This window comes from Cohnella nanjingensis, assembly GCF_014212125.1.
GTDB classification, from domain to species: Bacteria; Bacillota; Bacilli; order Paenibacillales; family Paenibacillaceae; genus Cohnella; species Cohnella nanjingensis.
Genome location: NZ_JACJVP010000001.1, coordinates 426,635 through 452,746, shown reverse-complemented (window position 1 = coordinate 452,746; position 26,112 = coordinate 426,635). Strand labels below are relative to the sequence as shown.

Here is a 26,112-nt window from a genome sequence, read left to right as displayed (position 1 = left end):
ATGGAGGAGTATGCCGAAAGGAGTGTGGTTTATGGGTTTCCCGCCTCAGCAACAAAGCAAACCCGGCATCGAATCAATCATGACACCCCGACCTATATTTGATAACCCCAACTACAAACCGGCCGGTAAACTTATGAATAAGGTAGCCCTCATAACTGGTGGGGATAGTGGAATTGGGAGAGCTGTCGCTGTCGCCTTCGCAAAAGAGGGCGCAGACATAGCAATCTCATACCTAGATGAACACAGCGATGCACAAGAGAAAAAGTTCTACGTCAATCAGTACGGGCGTCGGTGCATGACCATCCTAGGCGATATTGGATATGAGCAACCCTGCCAACAAGCTGTAATGCGAACGATTCACCAATTTGGCCGTATTGACATTCTCGTGAACAATGCCGGTGTATTGTACATAAGGAAAAGTCTACTAGATGTAGATTCGAAGCAGCGAGCAAATACTTTTCACACAAATGTTTTTTCGCAGTTTATTTTGACGAGAGCTGCTCTGCCATACATGAACTCAGGGAGCTCAATCATAAATACAACATCCGTTAGTGCCTATCAGGGAGAGCATGAGGCAATTGACTACTCATCATCAAACGGAGCCATTGTTTCATTTACACGTTCGCTGTCACTATCACTGGTATCGCAAGGGATTCGAGTCAATGGTGTGGCCCCAGGACCAATCTGGACTCCATTAATTCCATCTTCCCTACCTCCGGAACAGATTGTCACTTTTGGAGACAATGTTCCCATGAAACGAGCCGGTCAACCGTTCGAGGTAGCACCTGCATATGTATTCTTGGCCTCTGATGATGCATCATACATATCAGGGCAAATTCTACACGTGAATGGAGGGGAAATTGTAAACAGTTAATCCAAATTAACTTATCTCCCGCTATGAGGAATCACTTTTTTCTTGTCAAACAGGAGAGATCCTGATGAGAATACATCTGAAAAGCACACAGGACAGACCAAGAGAGCGCGATCCCAGCCTAACAACCGATGTTCCATTCGGCCATGCCTAAGGAAGCCGCGAATCGCGCGGCTTCCTTGCAGTTATAATTCGGAAGGCAAACCGTGAAGGTACATTTTCAAACCATCGGAATGTCGAAGCAATGCATCCATCGTTTTGGCGTGGGGCGTTTTGTAAATGACGGGGTAATCCATTTCTTCGTATCGTTTGCGAATGGGGAAGGCCAACTTTTCTTCTTGCAAGGAGAACTGGGCATCGACGCCACATTTATTTCCGCGCGCATCTAAGCGAATCCATTTGGAAATCGACTTGAGATAAACGGCATTTAACGCATGGATCACATAGCCGGTATCCGGCGTATCTCCCAAAGTCAGCCGTTGATAGCAGAATCCAGCCGGGATCCCTTGCCGTCTTAACAGCGCGCACAAAAGATTCGATTTGGCATAGCAAATGCCTTCCCGGAAGAACAGAACTTCGGAAGCTTTGCGCGTAATGCGCGAACTTTGAATATCCCAGGAATGAGAGATGCGGTCGCGAACATATTCGAACGCGGACTTCACATATGCCGTTTCATTTGCCGATGGGCTGTACAGCTCGGCTGCTTTGGCCGTTATCAGAGGATGGGTATAATCCACTTCTTCGCTCTCTTCCAAATAATCGCCGAAAGCTTGGGACTCGCATATCCAATTCATCTCATTTCCCCCTACGTAGCTTAACGACGGAATAGATATCGATTATTATGCATTATAATGTATATAAATACAATAGAGGATACGCGTCAGACGCCGGAGCGATCCGGCGTTTTTGACGTTCGGTCGCATGCGAGCGGGACAAGCCCGATGACCAGTGGAATCTAACTACGCGCACTGGCGCATGAATGAGAGGAGTAATGTCGCAATTTTGTAGTCCTGGATATACCATTTTTATAATGCGGATTCCACTGAGATTATGCTAAATTATTGGATACATCCGAGACGGAAACCCGGAATTCCGAACGACAAAGGGGGTGAAAATAAAGCAATCAGTCCGCCTAACTTGAAATGAAAACGCATACAAAGAAAGGGTGATCGTTTTGTTTTCCTTATTGGTCGTGGAGGACGAGCGTTGGATTCGGCGAGGAATCTGCGAAACGATCGACTGGACGACGGAAGGCATCCGATTGACGGGCGAGGCTTCGGACGGGGAAGAGGCCATGCGTATCCTAGCGCGTCATTCGCCGGATATCGTCATTACGGATATCGTCATGCCCGGGATGGACGGCATTACGTTCCTGAAAAACTTGCGGGATCAGAAGGTGGATTCGAAAGTGATCATCATGAGCGGTTACAGCGATTTCGAATATGCGAGAAACGCGCTTAAGAACGGAGCGTTCGACTATGTGCTCAAACCGATTCACGAGCATAATTTGCTGGGCGTCATTCGGCGCTGCGTGCAAGAGCTGAAGCACAAGCGGCAAGCGGAATCCGAGCTTCATGGGCTCATCCGGTCTGCGCGCGAAACGCTGTTCCTCGCCCGGCAGCGACTGTTCGAGATGATCCTGCTGAGGAAGGAGCCATACTCGCCCGGTTGGATCGCCGAGCAAATGAAAACTTTGCAAATCGACCTCCATCCGACTCGAACCCGCACGTTCGCGGTGAAGATCGTGGATTGGGGTCGGAAAGCGGAAACCGACCGGGATCGCGCGCTTATTCTGTACGCGCTCTGCAATATGCTCGAAGAAACAGGCAGGCGATTCGGGCCGGCCGTGGCATTCCCGGTTCACCATCAGACGACCGCCGGAGAAGCGGAGTTGGCGATGCTTCACTCGGAGAGCGATCCGCATGGCAGGCAGGAGCCGGCGATTGTCTCCGACCTGCCGCGGCTGATCGACCAAGCGGGTCTAATGCTCGGCGTGCGAATCAGCATCGGTTATTCCGGGGAAGCGCATCTGAACGGGCTGTCCGAGATGTTCGAGGAGGCGCTGCAGGCGGCCGCATTCTGGTTTTACGATGGAGGGGGAAGCTTGTGCGACGCCAAGCGTCTTGCGTCCGCACTGCAGGCCGATATCCCCTATTACGGTCCTGCCGCTTGGGACCGCCGGTTCGTGTCCGCGATGAACGTCGGCGATCTCAAACTGCTCGAGCAGCTGGTTCGGGAGCTTGCCGAGCATATGTACGCGCATCAAAACAAATGCCTGCCTCTGACGATCCGCAGAGGACTGAAGCTGCTCTTTGAGAACGTCAATCAAAAAAGCGATGCGTTCCATCGTCGAAAACAAACCGATTCAACCGTCACGCTGGACCTGCCGCCATGCTCCTTGGAAGCGTTCGCAGACGTTCTGCTGGAGACGGTGTCGCGCGCGCTGCAGGACGATCGTCCGTCCCGCAGCCGCAAATGGATCGTCGAGCGCGCGCTTCAGTACATCGAGAGCAATCGGGATCACACGGTGACGATGAATGACGTTGCGGCGCACCTCTATTTGAATCATTCGTACTTCAGCAAGGTTTTTCATGAGGAAATGGGAGAAACGTTCAGCAAATACGTCCTTCGTTCGCGCATCGAAGCCGCGAAAAGGCTGCTGAAGGAAACGCCGCTCAAAATCTATGAAATCGCCGGCCAAGTCGGCTATAACGATATCCGCCATTTCACGAAAATATTCAAGGAATTCGAAGGTTTGACCCCGATGCAATATCGGGATTACGGCATATGAGAAGGGGACCCGGACATGAAATGGCTGCCGAAGTTTCAATGGACCTCCGTAGGGCACCGCTTGTTTCTGCTATGCTTCGTGGGCATCTCCGTCTGTATCGCAATGATGGGTTATTATTTCTACGACAAATCGACCCGCATCATCCAGGACAAGGTCGGCTCCATCACGCAGCAGACGATTCAGCAATCTGGCGAGCGTCTCGATCTCATCATGGAGGAATACAGCACGAGATCCTTTTATCTGCTGGGGAGCAAGAAGCTCCAACAAGGCATTAAGGACGATTTCACGGACAACTACGACCGGGAGGCGACGAACAAGGACATCGGCGAGTTTATCGCCAATATGCTCAATTCCAAAAACGATCTCATCAATCTCTATCTATTCGGCGAGGAGGCGAATTCGTATAAGTACGCCACGGGTTATGCCCCGATTCCCAGCGCGACGGATGCCTTGCGTTCGACGGAGTGGTACCGCGACATCGTCCAAGGCGAAGGCAAGGTCGTCTGGTTCGGGATGCGGCATTCGCTCGTCCCGAAGCCATGGGCGGACGAGAGGTGGCAGGGACCGGTATTCTGCTTCGGCCGAGCGATCAAGGACATGAACAATTTGAACCAGATCATCGGCGTCATGCTGATCGAGATCGATCCGGCGACCATACTGTCGCAAATCAATCTCGGCGAGGTCGGCAGCTCCATGATCGTCGACGAGCGCCATCAGATTATCGGAGAGCGGGATGAAAGCCGCCTTCTGGAAACGATACCATTCACTTTGTCCGATCGGACGACCTCCTTCGAAATGAAGAAAATCGGCGAGGAACGAACGATGGTGACGCATACCCGGCTCTCGAACGGCTGGAATCTCGTCGGGCTCATTCCCGCGCATGCGCTCTTACGCGAATCGAAGGTGCTGGGCTGGTTTACGTTCTACTTGGCCGCCGGCTTCATGGCCGTCGCGCTTGGCTACGCCTTGTTCGCGGCGTGGCAAATGAACATGCCGGTGAAGCGTCTGCTTCAAGGCATGCAGGAAGCGAGAAACGGGAATTTCGATATTCAAATTCTCGCGAACCGAAAGGACGAGTTCGGCCTGTTGTCGCGCGGGTTCAATACGATGATCGCCAGAATCAAAGGGCTAATCGACGAGCTGTACATTCAGCAGCTGCTGCAAAAAGAGCTGCAGCTGAAGATGTTCGCCTCCCAAATCAATGCGCATTTCTTGTACAACACGCTTGATTCCATTCACTGGATCTCGAAGATTCATAAAGTGAATGAAATCAGCACGATGATTTTTTCGCTTTCCAGCTATTTTCGGATCAATCTGAGCGAAGGCAGGGAATTCGTGAAGGTCGGCGAGACGATCGCCATGATCGAGCACTATTTCGAGATTCAGAAGATCCGGTTCGGAGATCGCATCGCCTGGTCCTTAACCGCCGACCGCGAACTGCTGCATTGCGAAGTGCTGAAATTCGCGTTTCAACCGATCGTGGAGAATGCGATCTTCCACGGGATCGAGAAGAAGAAGGGGAGCGGACGCGTGGACGTCGCGTGGAAGCGGTCGGGGGACCGGCTGCAATTCGTCGTCACCGATGACGGCGTGGGCATGCGGCCGAATCAACTGAACGAAATTCGCGAGGTGCTGCGGGAGCACGAGTCGATTCGGGCGGGGAGTAATTTCGCGATGAAGAACATCAGCTCGCTCCTGAAACTCACCTATGGGCAAGAGTACGGTCTGGAAATCGAAAGCGAGTGGGGAGCGGGAACGCGCGTAACGATGCTGCTGCCGTTCGTAGAATCGCAAAAATAACAAAAAGGAGCATGGTAAAAACAAAATCGACCTCCCTCACATCCCAATTGAACACGCTTACTATTAAGGAGAATCAACCAATTTCAAGGGAGGCTCCCTATGACAAAACGGAATTTGATTGTTAGCCTTGCTGCCGTAACCCTGGCGTCCGTCATCGCCATGACGGGCTGCAGCAGCGGAAGCGCCGGCACCGACGCGGCGAACGGAAGCCCAACCGATTCCGGGAACGTCGTCGGCGGCGATAAGGAGGAGACCGTCAACTTTTGGGTGAACTGGGGCGGCGATTTCAAGAAAGATTTCCAGAAATACGTGATCGACGAGTTCGAAAAGAAATATCCGAACATTAAAGTGAAAATGACGTATGTCGAAGGCACGGACAAGCTTCTCACCTCGATTGCGGGAGGGAATCCGCCGGACGTGGCGCAGCTCGACCGCTTCATGGTCGGATCCTGGGCCGCGAAAGGTTCGCTCGAGGATCTAACTTCCCTGGTCGAGCGGGATAGCATCAACAAAGACGATTATTATCCCGCGGTTTGGGCGGAAGCCAACTATAACGATAAGACGTATGCCTTGCCGTGGGGGACGGACGACCGGGCGATGTATTACAATAAAACGCTGTTTAAGGAAGCGGGGCTCGATCCGAATAAGCCGCCGACCACGATCAGTGAATTGGACCGGATGGCGGAGCAAATCTTCAAAAAAGGCGGCAACGGGAAATACGATCGGGTCGGCTTTATCCCGTGGATGAGCCAAGGCTCTATATACACCTACTCCTGGAACTGGGGCGGGAAATTCGAAGACAACGGACAACTGACGCTGAACGATCCGCAGAACGTCAAAGCGTTGGAATGGATGGCCGGATACGCGAAGAAATATAATATCGCCAACCTGTCGAGCTTCTCGAACGCGATGGGCCAGACCGGGCTCAATCCGTTCTGGACGGGCAAGGTGGGCTTCATCGTCGACGGCAACTGGATCTTGAACGATCTGGCGAAAACGAAGCCCCAGTTCGAATGGGGCGTCATCCCGGTCCCCGCGCCGGACGGTCACGAGCCGACGACCTGGTCCGGCGGCTTCTCCTACGTCATGCCGAAAGGCGCGAAGCACAAGGAAGCGGCGTGGACGCTGATGAAATTCATCGCCGGCTATGACGGAACGCTGCTATGGGCCAAGCGTCCGACCGCGGGCAACGACATTACGGCGATGCCGCGGGTAAACAGCGAGCTGAAGATGGACGAAAACCCGAATTTGAAGGTGTTTCTCGACCTGATGCCGAACGCCAAGTTCCGTCCGGTTACGCCGGTCGGACAGAAGATGTGGGACGAATTGTTCCGGGTGCAGGACTTGGCCATTAACGGCAAGGGCGAGCCGCAGGCGCTGCTCGACGAAGTGAAGAAGAACATCGATAACGAACTGTCGAAAATAACGAAATAAAACGGTAAAGGCGCCTGCGGCATCAGCGGATCACAGCGTGCGAGCCTTTCGGCTTCAGCCGGAGGCGCCTTTCCAACCGGGAGGATCGATTCAAATGGCCGCGAGCGAAAATGCGGGAACGACGCTGAAGGTCTTGCCGGAAAAGAAGCCGAAGTCCTCTTCGTACAAGAAAAAAATGACGCTGTACGGCGTTTTGTTCGCTTTGCCATGGATACTGGGCATCCTGCTGTTCAGCGCTTATCCGCTCCTCATGTCCATTTATTACAGCTTCACAAGCTACAGCATTCTGGATTCGGGGCAGTGGGTCGGGCTCGGCAACTACAAAGAGTTGATGGGGGACAGCACGTTCCGAATCAGCATATACAACACGCTTTACTATACGTTTATTTCCGTGCCGCTCAACATCGCCGTCGGCGTCGGGCTCGCGCTCTTGCTGAATACGAAGATACGGGGGCAGGGCGTCTACCGGACGCTGTTTTTTATCCCCAGCCTCGTACCCGCCGTCGCGACGACGATCATCTGGCTGTGGCTCCTTAATCCGCAGTTCGGGCTCGTCAATTATTGGCTGGAGCAGATCGGGATCTCCGGTCCCCCTTGGCTGGGCGACGAGCGTTGGTCCAAACCTTCGCTGATTCTCATGAGCTTATGGGGAGTCGGCCAGGCCATCATTATCTATTTGGCCGGACTGCAGGATATTCCCCAGGATTATTACGACGCCGCGGACGTCGACGGTGCGAACACGATGCGCAAGCTCAGGCATATTACGCTGCCTCTCATGACGCCGGTTATCTTCTTCAACCTGATCATGGGCGTCATCGGCACGATGCAGAACTTCGTCCTGCCGTACACGTTGACGAACGGAACGGGCTCGCCCGCCGACTCTCTCATGTTTTACGTGATGTATCTATATCAGAATGCATTCCTGTACTTGAAGATGGGCTACGCTTCCGCAATGGCGTGGATCCTGTTCCTGATCGTGCTCGTCCTGACGATTCTGATCTTCGTCACGCAAAAACGCTGGGTGCACTACCAGGGGAAGGAATGAGGAACGATGAGAAACCGCAGTCTCCGCATGACCAAGAACGCAGCCGTTCATTTCTTTCTGCTGGTGTTCGGCATCTTTTTCCTGTCGCCGTTCCTGTGGATCCTGTCGACCTCGCTGAAGCCGGACGACGAGCTGTTCCTCTGGCCGCCGAAATGGATTCCGAGCACGCTGATGTGGAGCAACTTTCCGGATGCGATCAGCTATTTTCCGTTCTTCACCTATCTGGGCAATACAATGACCATAACGGCGCTCGCGACCATCGGCATTCTGTTCTCCTGTCCGCTAGTCGCTTATAGCTTAGCGCGCATTCCGTGGAGGGGCTCGAAGCCGCTGTTCGGCGTTACGCTGATCGTCATGATGCTCCCCTATCAGGTGACGATGATACCGATCTTCATCGTGTTCAAGCATTTGGGCTGGGTCGGGACGAACGTTCCGCTATGGCTGCCGGCCTTTTTCGGGGCGCCGTTCTATATTTTTTTGCTCCGTCAATTTTTTATGGGCTTGCCCAAGGAGCTGGAGGATGCGGGACGCATCGACGGCGCTTCGGAGCTGCGGATCTACGGGCAGATTATGCTGCCACTCTGCAAGCCCGGCCTGCTGACGGTGGCGCTGTTCCAGATTATCGGCAGCTGGACGGACTACCAGGGACCGCTCATCTATCTGTCGGACGAGGCGCAGTATACGCTCATGCTCGGGCTGTCCTCGTTCAAAACGCAGCACGGCGCGGAATGGCAGTTGATGATGGCGACCAGCGCCATGATCACGCTGCCGATTATCGTTTTGTATTTCGTCGTTCAGAAGGCGTTTATCCGGGGGATCACCTTCTCCGGAATCAAATAAGGAAGCGAAGGGGGCTTCAAGCAGGGATAGGCGTCTTATGCCGAGGATCCATGAAGTCCGCGTAAATTGCGGGCTTCTTTTCTGACGCGACGGATTGATGAAGGATCTATTTTAAATCTTGCTAGCATCAGGCTGAATCAGAAGAATGGATCCGCGGGGAGACGGGATCGGATCGGCAATAGGGGCGATAGATAGCGCGATGTCCTTTTGTTGGTTTGCCAAATGATTGGCCATGCGCTAATATTTATGCAAACGTTAATTCAGATGGAGAGAGTCCAATGCCGATTACGATAAAAGATATTGCTTCGGAATTGAACGTATCGGCCACGACTGTATCGAGAGCGCTCAAAAACGATGCGCGCATCTCTGTCGAGGTCAGGGAAAAGGTAAAGAAATCAGCGGCGAAAATGGGGTATCGGCCCAATCTGATGGCTAAAAGCCTCGTCAGCAGCCGAACGGACGCGATCGGCTTGTTGGTTGACAATCTGTCATGGTCCTTCTTCAGCGAGCTGGCCGAACGCGTCCAGAATGCGGCGGAAAAGCACGGCTATTCGGTCTTTATCTACAGCAGCCAGAAAAGCGCCGGGCTTGAGAAAGCGGGCGTCGAGCGCTTCATGTCCAGAGGCATTGACGGCCTCCTCGTTTACGCGACGGAGAAAGAGGAGAACCGCGCCTTTTATTCGGAGTTAGATAAGCTAGGGATTCCAGTGTTGTTTTTTAACCACTTCCTCCGGATGGACGTGAACTGCGTCACGACGGACGATTACGACGGCACCATTCAGGCGATTCGGCATCTGGGGAGTTTGGGGCACCGGCGGATCGCTTACGTGGGATCCGGAGAGGAGAGCTCGTTCAAGCAGCAGCGGCTTGCGGGCTACAGAGACGGTCTCAATGAGCTGGGGGTGGAAGCTTCGCCACATTGGATCGGACTGGAGGAGGATGACCCGGCATACGGCTACCGGAAGGTCAAAGCCTGGCTGGCGGCGCCTGCGGACGAGAGGCCGACAGCCGTCTTCGCGCAGAACGACATGCTTGCCTTTGGCATATACCGTGCCGCGGCGGAGGCGGGTCTTCGCGTGCCGGACGATTTGTCCGTCATCGGCTTCGACGACTTGGATGTCTGCCAGCTGATGCATCCTCCGTTGACGACCGTGAGAATCCCCCTCAAGCAGTTGGCCGAAGCGGCTATCCGTTTCATGCTGGATCGATTCGCAGCCGAGGCTGGCGGAGAAGCCGTTCGGTTGAAGACGACGCTGAGCCCAAGCCTTATCATTCGCCAATCAACAGCGCCGCTGAAGCAATAATCGTATAGCCAGAGCAGCCCTTCGGGGCTGCTTTTTTTATGGACTCAAAAAATGTTTTGACAATTATAGTCGATTAAATTATATTTTTTATGCGAACGTTCGCATTAGATTAACAAAAGGATCTCAGGTAATTATTCTTATGATTTAGAATTAACGTTTTCGCAATGGGAGGTTTGAAAATGTCTAAAAACAAGATTCGCGTCGCCGTACTGGGGCTGCACAACCACTACCACATCTACCCGATGGCTCATTATATCTCGCAGGGAGACGTCCCGGAGATCGTATGGGCCGGTATCTACGACGAGCGAACGCAGCAGGCGCATCAATTCGCCCGGCAGTATGGATTAAGAAAAGCGTACGAGACGAGAGAAGCGCTGTTCGCCGATCCCGAGGTCGACGCGGTGCTCGTGATGAGCGACACCGGCGCGCATGAGCAGGACGTCATCGACTGCGCCAGACATGGTAAGCACGTCTTGCTCGATAAGCCGATCTCGATCACGACCGATCAGGCGGAGCGGATGATCCGCGCGGCCGACGAAGCGGGCGTCGTCCTCATGATGGCCTACTTGATTCGCTACCTGCCGCCTTACATCCGCGCCCGGCAATTGATCGAAGAGGGCGTCATCGGCAAACCGCTCACGATGAAGATCTCCATCCGGTGTCCGCTCTATTTCATCACCGATTCCCCCGATACGAAGGAGCCCGGCTGGTATGTCGATCCGGCGCGCGGCGGTTACGGCGGGTTCAACGATCACGGCATTCACTATACCGACATCATGCGGTACTTGCTCGGCAGCGAACCGGTCAGCGTGTTCGGACAGGTGGCGAAGCTGAAGCACAAGGAGCTGGAGGTCGACGATTACGGCGTATGCGTCGTGAATATGGACGGCGGCGAGATCGTTACCATCGAGAGCACCTGGCACGCGCCGGGCTGGTACGCCCCGATGATCAGCCAGGAGGAATGCCTGATCGTCGGCACGGAGGGCGAGATTCAGATCCATTATCAGAAGAGCCCGCAGATGGAAGTGTCCGGCAAGGGCATCGAAGGCCGGCAGTACTTCGACTGGCAGGGAGACGATCGCTACGAGGTGTGCTACAGAGACTGCCTGAACGACTTCGTCGCAGTCGTGACCGGCGGCAAGACGGACTACGTTAGCGGCACGGACGGATGGAAGGCGCTGCGCGTCATTGAAGGCGCTTACCGCTCTTCCGAGAGCGGCAGCCTCGTCACTTTGACCGGCGAAAAAGAGGGGGAAACGGCATGAATCAAGTACGCATCGGCATTATCGGCGCGGGCAGAATCTCGCACGTCATGAGCGCGGCGCACGCGCAGGTGCCGGAGTCCAAGCTGCAGGGCGTGTTCGACGTCGCGCGCGGCGCCTCGGAGCGGCTCGCGGACAAGTTCGGCATCCCGCTCATCTTCGAAAGTTATGAGGAGATGCTCGCCTCGGACGAGATCGACGCCGTGCTCGTCTGCACGCCGACATTCCTGCACGAGCAGATCGTCATCGACGCGGCGAACGCCGGCAAGCATGTGTTCTGTCAGAAGCCGATGGCGCTCACCGTCGAGCAGTGCGAACGGATGAACGACGCGGCGCGCCGGAACGGCGTCATTCTCCAAGTCGGCTTCATGATCCGCTTCACGCCGCCGTTCGTCGAAGTCAAGGAGCGGCTGGACAGCGGCGAGATCGGAGACATCATCGCGATCCGTTCGGCTGTCTTCGGCTGGGAGCCAACGGGAGATTGGTTCTACGATCCGAACCGGGGCGGCGGGCTGCTGATCGATACGATCATCCATACGTTCGATCTGTTCCGCTGGTATGCCGGAGATGCCGCGACGGTGTACGCCGACGGGGGCGCCTACGTCTTCGAGGGCGCCCGTCGCCACGGCACGCCGGACAACATCATGTGCGCGCTGAAGTTCAAGAACGGCGCGATGGGCAGTATCTACGGCAGCTGGTCAAGCGGCTACGGCGACAAGACGCTGGAGATCTACGGCACGAAGGGCTCCTTCTTCATCGACCTGATGGAAGCGCAGGGAGGCCGCGCCTTCATCAAGAAATCGGCCGACGGCTCAGCCGGCGGAGGCGGCGCGGAAGGCTGGAGCAACCTCGGCGTGCTGTGGAAGTTCGGCTACCAGCAGGAAGCCCGGCAGTTTACGTACAGCATCTTGGGCAAGACGGAACCGTCGGCGACGGGGACCGACGCGGTCGCCGCGCAGAAGTTGGCGATGGCTGCGGACGCGTCGATCCGTTCGTCCCGGATCGTCGAGCTGTAGAGGAGGGACGGCATGATCGGAATAGGCGTAGTCGGAGCCGGCTTCTGGTCGCGGATGACCCATCTGCCGGCGTTCCGTACCATCGAAGGCTTCGAGCTCATGGCCGTGGCGTCGGCGAATCCGTCCAATGCCCGCCAGGCCGCCGAGCAGTATCATGTCCCTGCGGCGCACGATGACTACCGTACGCTCATCCGGGATCCGAACGTGCAGGTCGTCGACATCTGTACCCCCAATCATCTGCACGCGGAGATCGCGCTGGCCGCGTTCGCGGAAGGCAAGGACGTCATCTGCATCAAGCCGCTGGCAACGAACGTGAAGGACGCCTATCGCATGGTCAACGAGGCGGAGAAGCGGGGACGCAAGCTGTTCTATGCGGAAAACGTCCCCTTCATCCCGGCGCTCGTCCGGCTGAAGGAGCTGGCGGATGGCGGTCTATACGGATCTCTGTTCCGCTACAAAGCCTGCGAAGGCATCGGATCGCTGCACGCCTCCTGGTTCTCGGACCCCGAGCGCGCGGGCGGCGGCGCGATCATCGACATGGCGGTGCACGGGCTTTCCTTTCTCCAATGGATGGCGTCAGGCAAGAAAGCGGTCCGAATCCATGCCGAGGCGGGCACCTTCGTGCACGATCAACAGGCGGAGGATACGTCGGTCATCGTAATCCGGTTCGACGACGGCTCGATCGGCCAGACGGAGGACAGCTGGTCGCTCGCGGGCGGATACGATTCCCGGTTCGAGATTTTCGGCACCCGAGGCCACGCCCTGGCAGATCTGCTGTATGCCCATCCGATCCGGTCCGTCGTCGGCGGCGCGGCGGAGGGCGGGGCGACGGTGTCGCAGCTGCACCCGGTCGACGAGCACTTCGTCAAAGACGGCCACCTGAACTTGCTGACGCACTTCCGCGACTGTCTGAGAGCCGGCGCGGCCTGCCGGTCCTCGGGAGCGGACGGCTACGAGATCATGACCTGGGTCGACGCCGCTTACCGGTCGGTCAGGTCGGGGGCGCCGTCCATAATTACAACTTAATACGCCTTCATCGCGGCAAACGCATTCAAAGGGAGGACTTACCCATGAGCAAGCTTCGCATTGGCATGATCAGCTTCGAGCATGTGCACGCCGACTTCCGTTCCAAGGCGCTGAGCGAGATGGAGGACGTTGTGATCGCGGCCGTCGCGGACGACGACCGCGCCCGCGGCGAGGCCGCTTCCGCGCGCTACGGCGGCGATTACTATTCGGATTACAGACAGCTGCTCGAACGCAAGGATTTGGACTTCATTTTTATTCACTCGGCCAACGGAGATCACCTGCGGATGGTGCTCGATACGGTGTCGGCCGGCAAAAACCTGTTCTGCGAAAAGCCGATCGCCACGAGCGCGGCGGATGCCCGGAAGATGACGGAGGCGGTCGAACGCGCCGGATTGCGGGGCACGCTCGGCTTCTGCAGCCGCTTCATCCCGGAGGCGGAGCGGGCGAAGGAGGTCATCGACAGCGGTCTGATCGGCAAGATGATCGCGCTGCGGGCGGTGATCGGTCTCGCGGGCATCCGGGAGATCGGCTGTCCGGACTATATGACCGACTGGATGACCGATCCGGTCCGCGGCGGCGGCGGCGCGCTCATCGACGAGGGCGCGCATGCGATCGACCTGCTGCGCTGGTACGCCGGCGACATCGCGGCGGTGTCCGCCTTCACGGCAAACAACGCCAAGCCGCAGCTGAATGTGGAGGATAACGCGGCGACCGTGCTGCAGTTCGCGAGCGGAGCGCTCGGCACGCTGAATACGCTGTGGAGCCTGCACGTCGACGTCGGCATGCGCAATACGCTCGAGCTATACGGCACCGAGGGGACGATCTCGCTCGAGCTGACGAGCAAGCATCCGAAGCTGCAGGTGTACTCCGAGCATCTCGGCGGGCAGGCGAACGGCAGCTGGTTCGAGCCGCATATCAAGCCCAAGGATGCGGAACCGCACGACTATCAGAGCTGGCCTACGCACGCGCAGCACTACAAGCGCGAAGTAACGGATATCATCGCGTGTCTGCGGGAGGACCGTCCGTTCCGCGCGAGCTTCCGCGACGGACTTCACGTCGCGCAGGTGACCGAAGCCGGATATACGTCCGCCAAAGAGAGAAAAACGATCGCCATCGGTTAAGGGAGCAGTGGAGAGCCCAACAAAGGGAGGCTTTGTCCATGAAAAAGAAACCGCTTCAAATCGCCCTGACGCTCGCCGCCGCGGCGATGCTGGCTTCCGCTTGCAGCGGAGGCAACGAAAATGCCGGCGCGTCCGCTTCGTCCGGCTCCGGCAAGGTTACGCTGACGGTCTCCAGATGGGCCGGCCCGCATGCGGACGACCAGAAAGAGATGCTGAAACAGTTCGAGAAGGAGACCGGCATCGCCGTCAAGATGGACGACGTCGATTACGGCCAACTGCAGCAGAAGCAGACGCTCAATTTGTCCGGCAAGACCGGCGAGTACGACCTCGTCTGGGCGCAGGAGATCTGGATTCCCGAGTACGTCAAAGCCGGATACTTGCTGCCGATCGACGAATACGTCAAGGATGACAGCCTGAATCCGAAGGCATTCGACTTCGCCGACTACAACCCGAATCTGCTGAAAATCGTGACGAGCGACGGCAAGCTCTACGGTCTTCCGACCTTCGTCCAGCTGCCGCTGATGGTCTACAACAAGGAGCTGCTGACGGCGGACGGTCTGACCGCGCCGAAGACCTGGGAGGAGACGCTCGCGATCGCCAAGTACTACCACGACAAGGGTACCGGCATCGCGCTCCCGGCCAAGCAAGGACAGGCGGCGGTCGACGTGTTCGCGTCGCTGATCCGCTCGAACGGCGGAGACTATCTCGGTACCGACGGCAAGCTGAACCTGGCCAGCCCGGAGAACGTGGCGGCGGCGCAATTCTGGAAGGATCTGAACGCCGTCTCCATGAAGGGCAGCTCGACCTGGCACTTCGACGAAGTGACCAAAGCGGTGCAATCCGGCCAAGCGCCGATCGGCATCACGATCTCGGGCCAAGTAGGCGGGCTGGAAGACGAGAACGTCTCGCAAGTCGCCGGCAAGATCGGTTACGCGCCGCTCCCGTACGCCAAGCAGCCTTACGGCACGCTGTCCGTCTGGAACTGGTGCGTGGCGGCGGACAGCAAGCATCCGAAGGAAGCATACAGGCTCGCCGCTTGGCTGACGAGCAAGGAGACGGAGAAGGCGATGAGCTTGAAGGACGGGCAGGTCGCGGGACGGCAATCCTTGTTCAGCGATCCGGAGCTGGTCGCCAAGTTCCCGTTTTTCCCCGCGATCGGCGAGTCGATGAAGCAGGCCGATACGCAGCCGCTCAGCGCGAACGCGCCGAAGCTGATGGATAAGCTGCAGACGGCGCTCTCCGCCGTCGCGGTCGGCCAGTCCGATCCGAAGGCGGCGCTCGAGCGGGCCCAGCGGGAATTGGCGGACGCCTTTCAATAGTTGAGGCGGGAGGCGCAGGCTGCCCGTCGGCCTGCGCCGCATCCGCTCGACCGAACCGACATCAAGAAAGGAAGTGCTCGCATGACCTTGAAGCCGGCTCGCTCCTATTTGGCGGGATTCCTCGTGCTCCCGGCCGTTGCCGTCGTCGTGCTGGCGATGATCGTGCCGCTCGGCTACGCCCTCGTCATGAGCCTGTTCGACTTCGGGCCCGGCCAGGAGTCCTCGGGCGTCTTCGTCGGGCTTCGCAATTACGTTGCTTTCTTCCATGACCGGGTGGCGCTCGGCTCGCTCGGGATCACCCTGATCTTCACCGTGGCAGCCCTGACTCTGGAGCTCGGGATCGGCATCGGCATGGCCGTGCTGCTGTCCGGCCTGCCTGCGCGTCTGTCCAAGCTGCTCCGCGCGATCTATTCGATGCCGCTGCTCGTCTCCCCGATCATCGTCGGACTCATCTGGCGCTACCTGTACGATCCGACCTTCGGCTTGGTCTATCAATGGCTGCGGGCATTCGGTCTGGAGCACCGCTTCGGCGGCTTGTCCGAGCCGGGCTCCGCGCTATTCTCCATCATCGTGGCCGACGTCTGGCAGACCACGCCGTTCATCCTCCTCGTCATTACTTCGGGACTCGCGACGGTCCCCCACGAAGTGTACGAGTCCGCCAAGATGGACGGCGCCGGCTTCTGGCGGACGATGATTCGCATCACGCTGCCGATGATCGGCAGGGTCATCCTCCTGGTCACCTTGATCCGGGGCACGGATGCCTTCCGGGTGTTCGACATCATCTACGCGCTTACGGGCGGCGGACCCGCCAATTCGACGATGTCGCTCAGCATCTATGCCTTCAAGCAAGGCTTCCAGCAATACGAGATGGGCTACGCGATGGCCATCTCTTTGCTGACCATGCTGGTGCTGGTCATTCTGTTCGCTCCGCTCGTACGCAAGTCGACGTACATGGAGCGGAGCTAGAAAGGGGATGAACCGCATGACGACAAAGACGGCGAGGACAGGCGTCAAAGGCTTGATTCTGGTTGCGTTCGCCCTATGGACGGTCATTCCGATCCTGATGGTCGTGCTGACCTCGTTCAAGAAACAGAAAGACATTTTCACCGTGCCGGTCAAATGGCTGTTCGTTCCGACGCTGGACAACTACGGCAAGGCGTTCGCCAACGGGGACTTCGGCGCTTATTTCCTGAACAGCGCCGTCGTGGCAGCCGTTTCCTCGCTGCTGTCCGTCGGGCTCGGCGCGCTGTGCGCCTACGGCCTGACGGCGTTCGGCATCCGGAGCGCGGGTCTGCTGACGAACTTTTTCATGCTAGGCAAGCTCGTGCCGGCCGTTACGATGCTGTTGCCGCTCTTCGTCATGATTCACGCCGCCGGGTTGCTCGGCACGTACGTGGGACCGGTGCTGGCCCATACCGCGGTGAACTTGCCGTTCGTCGTCTGGCTCGCCATCAGCTTCCTGAAGGACGTGCCGCCGGAGCTGGAGCAGGCCGCGCAGATCGACGGCTGCTCCAAGATGCAGGCTTTCTGGCGGATCGTCATGCCGGTCATTCTGCCCGGACTGACGGCCGCCTTCATTCTGTCCATGCAATATTCCTGGAACGAGCTCGTCTTTTCGCTTCAACTGACCAACATGGACACCTACACGCTTCCCGTCGGCATCTCCCGGTTCGTCGGATCCGTATCGGTCGACTGGGGCAAAAGCAGCGCGGCCGCGACCATGACGATGATGCCGATCATCGTGATCGGCTTTTTTATCCAGAAGTATCTGGCAGAAGGCACGACGGGCGGCGCGGTCAAAGGCTAGAACCCATGCCGCGCGGCTTCATTACATCGCTGGGAGGAAACGAACTTGTATTTTGGCACGCAATATTATCGTCCGCCGTTCCCCGGTCCTGCCGATTGGGAACGGGACGTGAAGCATATCGCGGACACCGGCTTCAATATCGTCAAGCTGTGGGCGGTCTGGTCCTGGTCCGAGCGCCGGCCCGGCGAATTCGACTTCGACGATCTGGAACGGCTCGTCGGCCTCGCGGAGACCAAGGGCCTCAAGGTCGTCATCAATCTGATCCCGGAGGGCGCGCCGTATTGGCTGGAGCGCCTTCATCCGGATGCCTGCTACTGCGGCCACGACGGACGCAGGCTGACGTTCAGCGGCGCGGCCAACATCCCGTCCGGCGGCTGGCCGGGGCTATGCCGGGACAAGCCCGAGGTCGAGGCGCTCGCCAACCGGTTCCTGGCGGCGGCCGCCTCCCGCTTCGCGGATTCCGAGGCCGTCATCGGCTTCGACGTCTGGAACGAACCTCATATCGATCCGGCGTTCGACTATCCGGACGTCTTGTTCTGCTACTGCGAGCATTCGCGCCGCAAGTTCGCGGGATGGCTGCAACGCAAGTACGGCACCGTGGAGGCGCTGAATCGCTCCTGGCACCGCGCATACGCCGGTTGGGAGGACGTGGGGCCTCCGGTCCGGTTCGGGACGTATCCGGACATGATGGACTGGCGCCGATTCTGGCTGGACAATCACGCCGATTGGCTCTCCTCCCGCGTGCGCGCCGTCCAGGAAGCGGCGCCGGGCAAAAAGGCGATGACGCACGTCCCGTTCAGCGGCTACCTGGGTCAATGCGCCGAAGGCGGGCTCGGGCAGACGTTGACCGACGAGTTCCTGCTCGCGGACCGCGTCGAGCACTTCGGCCTGACGAGCTTCCCCAAGTGGCTGATGGATAACGATTTTGTCCAGCATCTGATGCACGTGGAGCTGGTTGCCGCCGCAGCCGACGGCAAGCCGTTCTGGCAGACGGAGCTCCAATCCGGCGGCGGGCTGTGGGGGATCGAAGGCAGTCCGGTCGCGACGCCGGAGGAGATCCGCCTCTGGAATTGGCACGCGATCGCCGGAGGCGCCACGGGCGTCCTGTATTGGCAGTGGCGGCCCGAGCCCTCGGGGCTCGAATCGCCCGGCTTCGGCCTGACGGCGCTGGACGGGGGACCGTCCGAGCGTACCGAAGCGGCGGGCGATATCGCCAGGAAGCTGCTCTCGCGCGTGGATTTCCGCGGCGCGTCGCGCGTGCCGCCGGTCAACGGCATCTACGTGTCGAGGACCGCCGACTTGTTCGCCTTCGCGGCGAACCGAGGCGAGCGGCTCTATGCGCAGGGGCTGTACGGCGCTTATACGTCCGCCTGCGAAGCCGGCCTTCCCGTCCGGTTCATCCACGGCGACCATCTGCCGCGGGCGCTCGGCGAAGGATTGAAGGTGCTGTACGTCCCGGCCGCGTTCGCGCTGGACGAGGAAGAGCGGACCTCGCTGAAGCTCTTCGCCGAAGGCGGAGGCAAGCTGGTGCTGGAAGCGTGTGCCGGCATGTACGATGAGACGGGAACGATCGTCTCGCGCTCCCTCGTCCAGGAGCTGCTCGGCCTGGCGCCGCTGGAAGTGTCGGTCTCGGACCGCGTCGCATGGGAATGGGATGCCGTCGATGGCTCTCAGGCGTCCGGCATCGGCGCCAGGTACAGACAAGATCTGACCGGCGCGTCCGCCGAAGTCGAGGTGTTCGGACATTTCGAGGACGGGTGTCCGGCCGCGGCGCGCAAGCGCTGCGGCGCGGGCGAGGTCGTCTGGGTCGGCACGCTGCCTTCCGTCGCGCGCGTCCGGTTCGGGGCCGCCGCCGCCGGATCGTTTATCGCAAGCTGCTTGGAGGCCCATGCGTATGAAGCGATCCGCGTCGACCGAACCGAAGGCCAAATGGTCTACCGATTGCTCGCGGCAGGCGAGGAGCGCTTTCTGGTCGCTGTCAATCGCGGAGAGACGCCTGCGCAGATCGCGTACCGATGGTCGGACGGACGCGTCCGTCATCGCACCGTGCCGCCGGCCGACGGCATCCTCGTCGGCCGATCCTCGGATTGAATCAAACCGCACCGGCCGCCGGCCGTTTCTCGTTTAAGGGGGGAAGCGCGCAGGCGGCCGTTTCCCGTTTTGGGAAAAAGCGTGCCGGCTGCCGTTCGTTTCTATTATAATAGGTTCCATCTGTTTCAAATGCCTGGAAGAGGGTGCGGGAAGACGATGAAGTGGAATCCGTCGCGAATGGCGTTCTTTTCGTTGCGGAAAAGTACGTATGCCAAGCTGCTATTGTCCTTTATCCTCCTCAACATCCTGAATATTTTCCTCGTATTCGGACTCTACTATTGGAACGCGGACCGGATCATGAAGGGGGAACTGGACGAGCTGTCCCATCGCATGCTCGCTCAGACGCAGAACGTCTCCAATTACTTGTATACGTCCATCATCAAAGACGGCTACGACTTGTACGACGACAAATCCGTTTACGCGGCCATGTTCTCGGACGATCCCGTGGACGTCTTCGAGCAGCATCTACTGTTCACCCGGCTGAACCGGTATATTCAGTCGAATCCAATCGTACGCTCCATCTATTTGTACAATCGACAGCTGAACATAGTGGTCTCCACCGCGTATCCCAATATGACCATCGACAGCTTCCCGGACAAGGAAATCACGGCAGTCCTGCAAGAGTACAGATACCGTTCTCCCAAGATTCCGTACTTTCTCCGTCACGATATGCCGGGGCTCCCGCCGGGCAATCCGACGCTCTCCCTCCTTATGTCCGAACCCGCTTCGGGTTCGGACCGCTTCCAGGGAGCGATGGTCATCAACATCGACAACGTCCAGCTGCACGACCTATTGGCCCATATGGCGGACAACCCGGTCAATCAGCTCTATATCTTGCAGGATGACGGGGAATTCATCACGGCGCCCGATTCCGCTCTTTTCTCCGATTCGCGCTCGCGCTTCCGATATTACGACGATATCGAACGCGGCGGGCGAACGTCGGGAACGATGGTGCGGACGGCCGACGGGCAGAAATACGTCATTGCCTATCAGAAGACCAACCTGGAGAGCACGGGCTTCGTCTATATCGGAATCTATCCGTATACGGCGCTGTTCAAGAGCCTGATCCATATCCGCAACATCACGCTGCTCAGCAGCGGCACGCTGATCGCGGCCAGCCTGCTCTTGTCGATCCTGCTGTCGCGGCGAATCTATTTTCCCATCCGTTCGCTGACCCAGTTCGCGAGAAAGCATATCCGAGGGGCGCACCATACCGCGGGCGAAGATGACCTCGAGACGATCTCGCGCGCATTCGCCAAAGTCATCGAGAATAACGAGTCGCTCGAACGATTGTCCTTCCGTTCGCGGAGGCTGCTGAGGGAGCAGTTCCTCCGCGGCCTGCTGCTGGGCTACGAAGAGAGCCGCAGCGGCTCCTTTAATGCCAGGATCGCCGAGCACGGCATGAAGCCGCGTTCGGATTCGCGAATCCTCGTCTTCCTCCTGCGCGTCGATCAATACCGCCGATTCGAAGCGGCTTACGACGCCGAGAGTCGCTTCCTCATCCGGTACGCGATGGGCAATATCGCGGGGGAGACGTTGGCCGAACAGCGCCGGCCGATACCCGTCGATATCGGAGCCGATCATGTCGCCGTTATCGTAGAGGCGCCGGCGGACCGGGACGACGAGCTCATGCAGGAGTTGGAGGCCGTACAGCGCAACATCCGCGAATACTTGAAGCTCAGCGTGACCGTGGGCGTCGGCGATGCGGTTGAGACGCTAGCCGAGGCGGCATACGCCTACGAGAGCGCGCTGGCCGCTACGCAAGGTCGCCTATTCCACGGACCCGGACGTCTGTTCGTCGGCGGCAAGAACGAGCAAGCCGGACGCTCCGAGTATGCCGCGGACAAGGAAAAGGCGATCGTGGACGTCATCCGGCTCGGCAAGCCGCACAAATTGACGGAGGCGGTCCGCCAGATGCTCGGCAGTATGGATAGCCAAGGGGGCGCCGACTTCTTCGCAGGGGCAGCCCAGGCGATGCTGAACGTTCTGAAGGCCGTTCAAGGGTTGCCGGGCCGCGCCTTCGACCGCCCCGCGATGCGCTACGACGAGATCTACGCCCATCTGACGGCGATGGAATCGTGCGAGGAGATCGCGGCTTGGATGGCGGATCGGCTGGCGGAGGCGGCAGAGCCCAAAGAAGAGGACCGCAAGTCCAAAAACGCGGGCATGATCGAAAAAGGGCTGAAGTTCATTGAGGAGCGTTACCGTTCGACGGACTTCTCGGTCACGGACGTGGCTGAGCATCTGGGCTACTCGGTCAGCTACGTCAACAAGCTGTTCAACGAACACCTCGGCACGACCGTCCACGAAACGATCAACCGCAAGCGGTTGGCCAAGGCGAGGGAGCTCGTCGAGCAATCGGACATGATCATTGGCGACATCGCCGAGATGGCCGGGTTCAGCTCCAGCAATTACTTTTATTATGTATTCAAAAAGGAGTTCGGCATGACGCCGCTCGCCTGCCGCAAATGGACCGGGACTTCCCCGGAATCGAGCTAAGACGCGAGTGCCATGATCCGTCCGTGTCCCGCCGAAGCGGCGATACGGGCGCATTTTTTTGCATTTTGCACCTATGGATACGGCTCCAATCCGCGAGATCGACTACAAAATTGGATTTATTGCCGGATTTCTGAGTCCGAAGCGATATTCAGAGTGTATTTCGGAGACCGGGATATGCCATGATGGGGGACACAAAGCCATCATCGGCAGAGGGAGGCGGTCAATTGCGACTGCAAGCACACAAAGCATCTGGCATCACGACGAGAAGCGAACGCAAAAAGCGGTTCCGCTTCTCCGGCACGGGCGCGCTTTATTGGATGGCGCTCCCCGGCATCTTGTTTTTCTTGATCTTCCATTACTTGCCGATGCTCGGGGTCATCATCGCGTTTAAGAACTACAACTTCGCGGACGGCATCTTCGGCAGTCCGTGGGCGGGCTTCGACAACTTCGAGTTTTTCTTCACTTCGCCCGATTTGTTCCGCGTGACGTACAACACGCTGTTCCTGAACGTGTTGTTCATCGGGATCGGGACGTTCGTCTCCGTGCTCACGGCGATTCTGCTCAGCGAGATCCGGAGCCGGATCGCGGCGCGGACGTTCCAGACCTTTATCTTCTTCCCTTACTTCATCTCGTGGATCGTGGTCTCGCTGTTTCTCGGCACGTTCCTGGCCACGGACAAGGGGATCATCAATCATCTCCTGGCCGCGCTCGGGTTCGCGAAGGTGGAGTTCATGAGCCGTCCAGGCTTGTGGCCGGCCATTCTCGTGATCGTCCACTTGTGGAAGTCGACCGGATACGGCGTCGTCATCTATCTCGCGGCGATCACGGGCATCAATCCCGAATATTACGAGGCGGCCCGCATCGACGGGGCGAACCGTCTGCAGCAAGTGACGCGCATCCTGCTCCCCCAGCTTCGGCCGACGATCCTTGTGCTGCTGATCCTGGCGGTCGGCCGGATCTTCTACGGAGACTTCGGGATGATCTACGCGCTTGTCGGCGACAACGGCCAGCTCTATTCGACTACGGACGTGATCGATACGTACGTATTCCGCTCGATGCGGACGTTTGGCGATATGGGAATGACGTCCGCGATCGGACTCTACCAATCGCTTATGGGCTTCATCATGATCGTGGCGGCCAATTGGGTGTCCAAGAAGCTAAGCGACGAAGACAAAGGCGTGCTGTACTGACGCAGACATCCAGGAAGGAGCGGCTCCATGATCGAGCATAAGACGGCCGGATATCGGCTATTCCAGACGTTCAACTATTTGTTTTTCGCATCGATCGGCGTATGCTGCCTCGTCCCGTTCCTCATCGTGCTGGGCAGCTCGTTCGAGTCGGAGTCGGTGTTGCGGGATCAGGGATTCTCGCTCATCCCCAGCCAATTTACGACGTTCTCTTACGAGACGGTATTCCGGCTGAACGCGATCACCCAATCGTTCCTCGTGAGCGCGGCGGTAACCGTGATCGGCACGTTGGCCGCGCTGTTCGTAACCGGGTTGCTCGCGTATCCGCTGGCGCAGCGGGAGATGAAATTCCGCGGCGCCATCCTGGGCTACGTGCTCGTCACCATGCTTTTCAGCGGCGGTCTGGTGCCCTGGTACATCTTGATCACGAAGTATTTGCATCTGAAGGACACGCTTTGGGTCCTGATCCTGCCCTATTTGGTCAATCCGTTCAATATGTTCGTGCTCAAGAGCTTCTTCGAGACGCTGCCGCGGGAGATCATCGAGTCGGCGAGAATCGACGGCGCCAGCCATATGCGCATCTTCCGCAGCATCGTGATCCCGTTGTCCGCGCCGGGTCTCGCCACGATCGCGCTGTTCTATGCGCTGTCGTACTGGAACGACTGGTGGCTGTCGCTCAACTTCATCGAATCCGACCGCCTCGTGCCCGTCCAGCTCCTGCTGAAGAAGATGATCTCCAATCTGACGTTCATCTCCAGCCAGGTCGATACCTCGCAGTTCATCCAGGTGCCCTCCAACGGCGTCCAGATGGCGACTACGATCATCTCGATCGGGCCGATTATTCTGGTCTACCCTTACGTCCAGAGGTACTTCGTCAAAGGGCTTACGATCGGCAGCGTCAAAGGCTGAGCCAGATGTTAATCCGCATCGCGGAGAAGCATATACACACGATATCGGGAGGGTCTATGGAATGAAGAAAAGCTTGAAAGCAATCATGCCCGTCATGCTGGCCGCGACGTTTGCGCTGGGCGGATGTTCGGGAGGCGGCGCTAAAGGAAACGACGGGTCCGCATCGCCGTCCGCGCCGGCGACGGGATCGGCCGCCAACGCTTCCGCGCAACCGTCCAAGCTGGACGAAGCCAAGCTGAAGCTGATTCTGCCAGGCGACAAGCCGCAGCGTTACAACGAGGTCATGAAGGTGCTGAACGCGAAGCTGGAGGACAAGATTCAAGCCACGCTCGACATCCAGTACATTCCGTGGGACAGCTACAAAGACCAGATCATGGTCAAGCTGGCCGCCGGGGAGAACTTCGACTTCTACTACAACGGCTGGTGGCAGAACTACGCGCAAGTACTCGCCAAGGGCGGCGCGAAGGACATCACGGACTTGTTCGAGCAATATGCGCCGGATTTGTATAAAGGGCTGACCGCCGAATACGTCGATACGAACAAGTACATGGGGAAAATCTACGGCATCCCGGTGCCTGGACCGCTGGAGTATCCGCAAGGCTATAACTTCCGCTCCGATATCGCGGAGAAGTACGGTTACGGCCCCGACAACCTGAAGACGGTGGCGGATGTCGAGTCGTTCCTCACCAAAGCGTTGGCCGGCGAAAAGGGCAGATCCGGCTTTCGTTATAACGGCGAGTACACGGGAGACTACCAGGGCTTGGCCTTCTACGGGACGCAGCGGGAATTCGTGCCGAGCAACGACTACAACTCGCCCGGCATGCTGCTGAACAATGAGCCGAAAGTCATCAACCAGTTCGAATCCCAGCAGTACAAGGACTTCCTGAAGCTGAAACAAAGATGGTGGAACGCCGGGCTGATCGAAAAGGACTCGCTGTTCAGCAAGTCTTCCGTCACGACGGACGCCAACTCCGACGTCAAGACGCTAGGCAGTTTCGGCAACGCGCCGGAGGGCTGGCTGGGCGACCGCATCGCGTCGCTCTCGAAGATCGAGCCGGGCGCCAAAGTCGACTTCGTCTCGATGGAAGGCGAAGGCTTCAAGATGATCAGCTCGTTCAAAGCCGGCAACTTCACCGTCATCTCCCCGGACTCCAAAAATCCGGAGCGGGTTCTCATGCTGCTGAACCTGATCTACGCCGACAAGGAAATACGCGATCTGTACCTCTACGGGATCGAAGGTGAAGACTTCATCGCGGTCGGCGACAATCAGTACAAATATCCGGAAGGCAAAGACGCGACCAAAGTGTTCGGCAACCAATGGTGGATGGTCACGCCATGGGCCAACGCCAGAATATCGGCGAACGCCACCGAGACGGACAAGAAATTCATCGCATACCTGTCCGATCCGGCGAACTTCCAGAAGTCGGTCATCGCGGGCTTCGACTTCAATCCGGACGCCGTGAAGTCCGAGATCTCCAAGGTTTCGGCGGTCGTGGGCGAGTACCGCAAAGTGCTCGAGAGCGGCTCCAGCTCGGACGCGCAGCTCGACGCGAAGTACAACGAGTTCATCGCCAAGCTGAAGAAGGCGGGGGTAGACAAAATCATCGCCGAGAAGCAAAGACAAATCGACGAATATTTGAAGAAATAAAACGGGGACGGCGCGGCAGCCTCCGGTTGCCGCCTCGTTCGTTCCGGCCTTTGATGAGGGTGGCCGTTTCTTTTTTCTCGGAATTGAAAGCGCATCCGCGAAAGGAGGTGATGGAGCGACCTTTGTATTGCACCTATGTTGA

At 58.0% G+C, this 26,112-nt stretch carries 20 protein-coding genes and 1 pseudogene; 20 read left to right on the top strand and 1 reads right to left on the bottom strand.

The genetic code is table 11. From position 1 onward, the window contains the following. The first annotated feature begins 31 nt into the window (after nt 1-31). Nucleotides 32-874 carry an SDR family oxidoreductase gene (locus tag H7C19_RS02085; RefSeq protein ID WP_185140875.1) on the top strand — a complete coding sequence of 281 codons (843 nt, stop codon included), beginning with the start codon at nt 32-34 and terminating at the stop codon, nt 872-874. A gap of 182 nt (nt 875-1,056) precedes the next feature. On the opposite strand, the gene H7C19_RS02080 is transcribed toward H7C19_RS02085, so the two are convergent. Next, nucleotides 1,057-1,665 (bottom strand): transglutaminase-like domain-containing protein, encoded by a 609-nt coding sequence (locus H7C19_RS02080; RefSeq protein ID WP_185140874.1) that lies wholly within the window; start codon nt 1,663-1,665, stop codon nt 1,057-1,059. Nucleotides 1,666-2,036: 371 nt separating this feature from the next. Here H7C19_RS02080 and H7C19_RS02075 point away from each other — a divergent pair, with 371 nt between their 5' ends. From H7C19_RS02075 to H7C19_RS01990, 19 genes and pseudogenes are all read left to right on the top strand, one after another. Then, entirely contained in the window at nt 2,037-3,662 is a 1,626-nt protein-coding gene (locus tag H7C19_RS02075; protein WP_221468988.1) for a response regulator, read from the top strand. A gap of 15 nt (nt 3,663-3,677) precedes the next feature. After that, complete coding sequence (locus tag H7C19_RS02070) at nt 3,678-5,462, top strand: cache domain-containing sensor histidine kinase (protein WP_185140872.1); 1,785 nt, start codon at nt 3,678-3,680, stop codon at nt 5,460-5,462. A gap of 99 nt (nt 5,463-5,561) precedes the next feature. Next, nucleotides 5,562-6,896, top strand: a complete 1,335-nt coding sequence (locus H7C19_RS02065) for an ABC transporter substrate-binding protein (RefSeq protein ID WP_185140871.1) — start codon at nt 5,562-5,564, stop codon at nt 6,894-6,896. Nucleotides 6,897-6,990: 94 nt separating this feature from the next. Next, nucleotides 6,991-7,941: a carbohydrate ABC transporter permease gene (locus H7C19_RS02060; protein WP_185140870.1), complete on the top strand. Its 951-nt coding sequence runs from the start codon at nt 6,991-6,993 to the stop codon at nt 7,939-7,941. 6 nt (nt 7,942-7,947) lie between these two features. Then, the gene (locus tag H7C19_RS02055; protein ID WP_185140869.1) at nt 7,948-8,781 is read left to right on the top strand and encodes a carbohydrate ABC transporter permease; all 834 of its coding nucleotides are present in this window, start codon (nt 7,948-7,950) and stop codon (nt 8,779-8,781) included. A 278-nt stretch (nt 8,782-9,059) separates the two neighbouring features. Further along, nucleotides 9,060-9,194, top strand: a pseudogene (locus tag H7C19_RS35620) (LacI family DNA-binding transcriptional regulator); the annotation flags it as partial. 15 nt (nt 9,195-9,209) lie between these two features. Further along, the gene (locus tag H7C19_RS02050) at nt 9,210-10,085 is read left to right on the top strand and encodes a LacI family DNA-binding transcriptional regulator (RefSeq protein ID WP_246469243.1); all 876 of its coding nucleotides are present in this window, start codon (nt 9,210-9,212) and stop codon (nt 10,083-10,085) included. Nucleotides 10,086-10,264: 179 nt separating this feature from the next. Then, nucleotides 10,265-11,350 carry a Gfo/Idh/MocA family protein gene (locus H7C19_RS02045; RefSeq protein ID WP_185140867.1) on the top strand — a complete coding sequence of 362 codons (1,086 nt, stop codon included), beginning with the start codon at nt 10,265-10,267 and terminating at the stop codon, nt 11,348-11,350. After that, nucleotides 11,347-12,363, top strand: a complete 1,017-nt coding sequence (locus H7C19_RS02040; protein WP_185140866.1) for a Gfo/Idh/MocA family protein — start codon at nt 11,347-11,349, stop codon at nt 12,361-12,363. Before H7C19_RS02045 ends, H7C19_RS02040 begins: the two co-directional genes overlap by 4 nt. A 12-nt stretch (nt 12,364-12,375) precedes the next feature. Then, nucleotides 12,376-13,389: a Gfo/Idh/MocA family protein gene (locus tag H7C19_RS02035; RefSeq protein WP_185140865.1), complete on the top strand. Its 1,014-nt coding sequence runs from the start codon at nt 12,376-12,378 to the stop codon at nt 13,387-13,389. 44 nt (nt 13,390-13,433) lie between these two features. Continuing rightward, nucleotides 13,434-14,510 carry a Gfo/Idh/MocA family protein gene (locus H7C19_RS02030; protein ID WP_185140864.1) on the top strand — a complete coding sequence of 359 codons (1,077 nt, stop codon included), beginning with the start codon at nt 13,434-13,436 and terminating at the stop codon, nt 14,508-14,510. A 38-nt stretch (nt 14,511-14,548) separates the two neighbouring features. Next, nucleotides 14,549-15,829 (top strand): ABC transporter substrate-binding protein, encoded by a 1,281-nt coding sequence (locus tag H7C19_RS02025; RefSeq protein ID WP_185140863.1) that lies wholly within the window; start codon nt 14,549-14,551, stop codon nt 15,827-15,829. A gap of 81 nt (nt 15,830-15,910) precedes the next feature. Continuing rightward, nucleotides 15,911-16,795 (top strand): carbohydrate ABC transporter permease, encoded by an 885-nt coding sequence (locus H7C19_RS02020; RefSeq protein ID WP_185140862.1) that lies wholly within the window; start codon nt 15,911-15,913, stop codon nt 16,793-16,795. A gap of 16 nt (nt 16,796-16,811) precedes the next feature. After that, entirely contained in the window at nt 16,812-17,636 is an 825-nt protein-coding gene (locus H7C19_RS02015; protein WP_185140861.1) for a carbohydrate ABC transporter permease, read from the top strand. Between the two features lie 45 nt (nt 17,637-17,681). Then, nucleotides 17,682-19,727 (top strand): beta-galactosidase, encoded by a 2,046-nt coding sequence (locus tag H7C19_RS02010; RefSeq protein WP_185140860.1) that lies wholly within the window; start codon nt 17,682-17,684, stop codon nt 19,725-19,727. A gap of 177 nt (nt 19,728-19,904) precedes the next feature. Then, nucleotides 19,905-22,226 (top strand): AraC family transcriptional regulator, encoded by a 2,322-nt coding sequence (locus H7C19_RS02005; protein ID WP_221468987.1) that lies wholly within the window; start codon nt 19,905-19,907, stop codon nt 22,224-22,226. Between the two features lie 224 nt (nt 22,227-22,450). Then, nucleotides 22,451-23,416 carry an ABC transporter permease gene (locus H7C19_RS02000; protein WP_246469242.1) on the top strand — a complete coding sequence of 322 codons (966 nt, stop codon included), beginning with the start codon at nt 22,451-22,453 and terminating at the stop codon, nt 23,414-23,416. A 27-nt stretch (nt 23,417-23,443) separates the two neighbouring features. Next, the gene (locus tag H7C19_RS01995; protein WP_185140857.1) at nt 23,444-24,322 is read left to right on the top strand and encodes a carbohydrate ABC transporter permease; all 879 of its coding nucleotides are present in this window, start codon (nt 23,444-23,446) and stop codon (nt 24,320-24,322) included. A 61-nt stretch (nt 24,323-24,383) separates the two neighbouring features. Beyond that, the gene (locus H7C19_RS01990; RefSeq protein ID WP_185140856.1) at nt 24,384-25,970 is read left to right on the top strand and encodes an ABC transporter substrate-binding protein; all 1,587 of its coding nucleotides are present in this window, start codon (nt 24,384-24,386) and stop codon (nt 25,968-25,970) included. Nucleotides 25,971-26,112 lie beyond the last annotated feature (142 nt).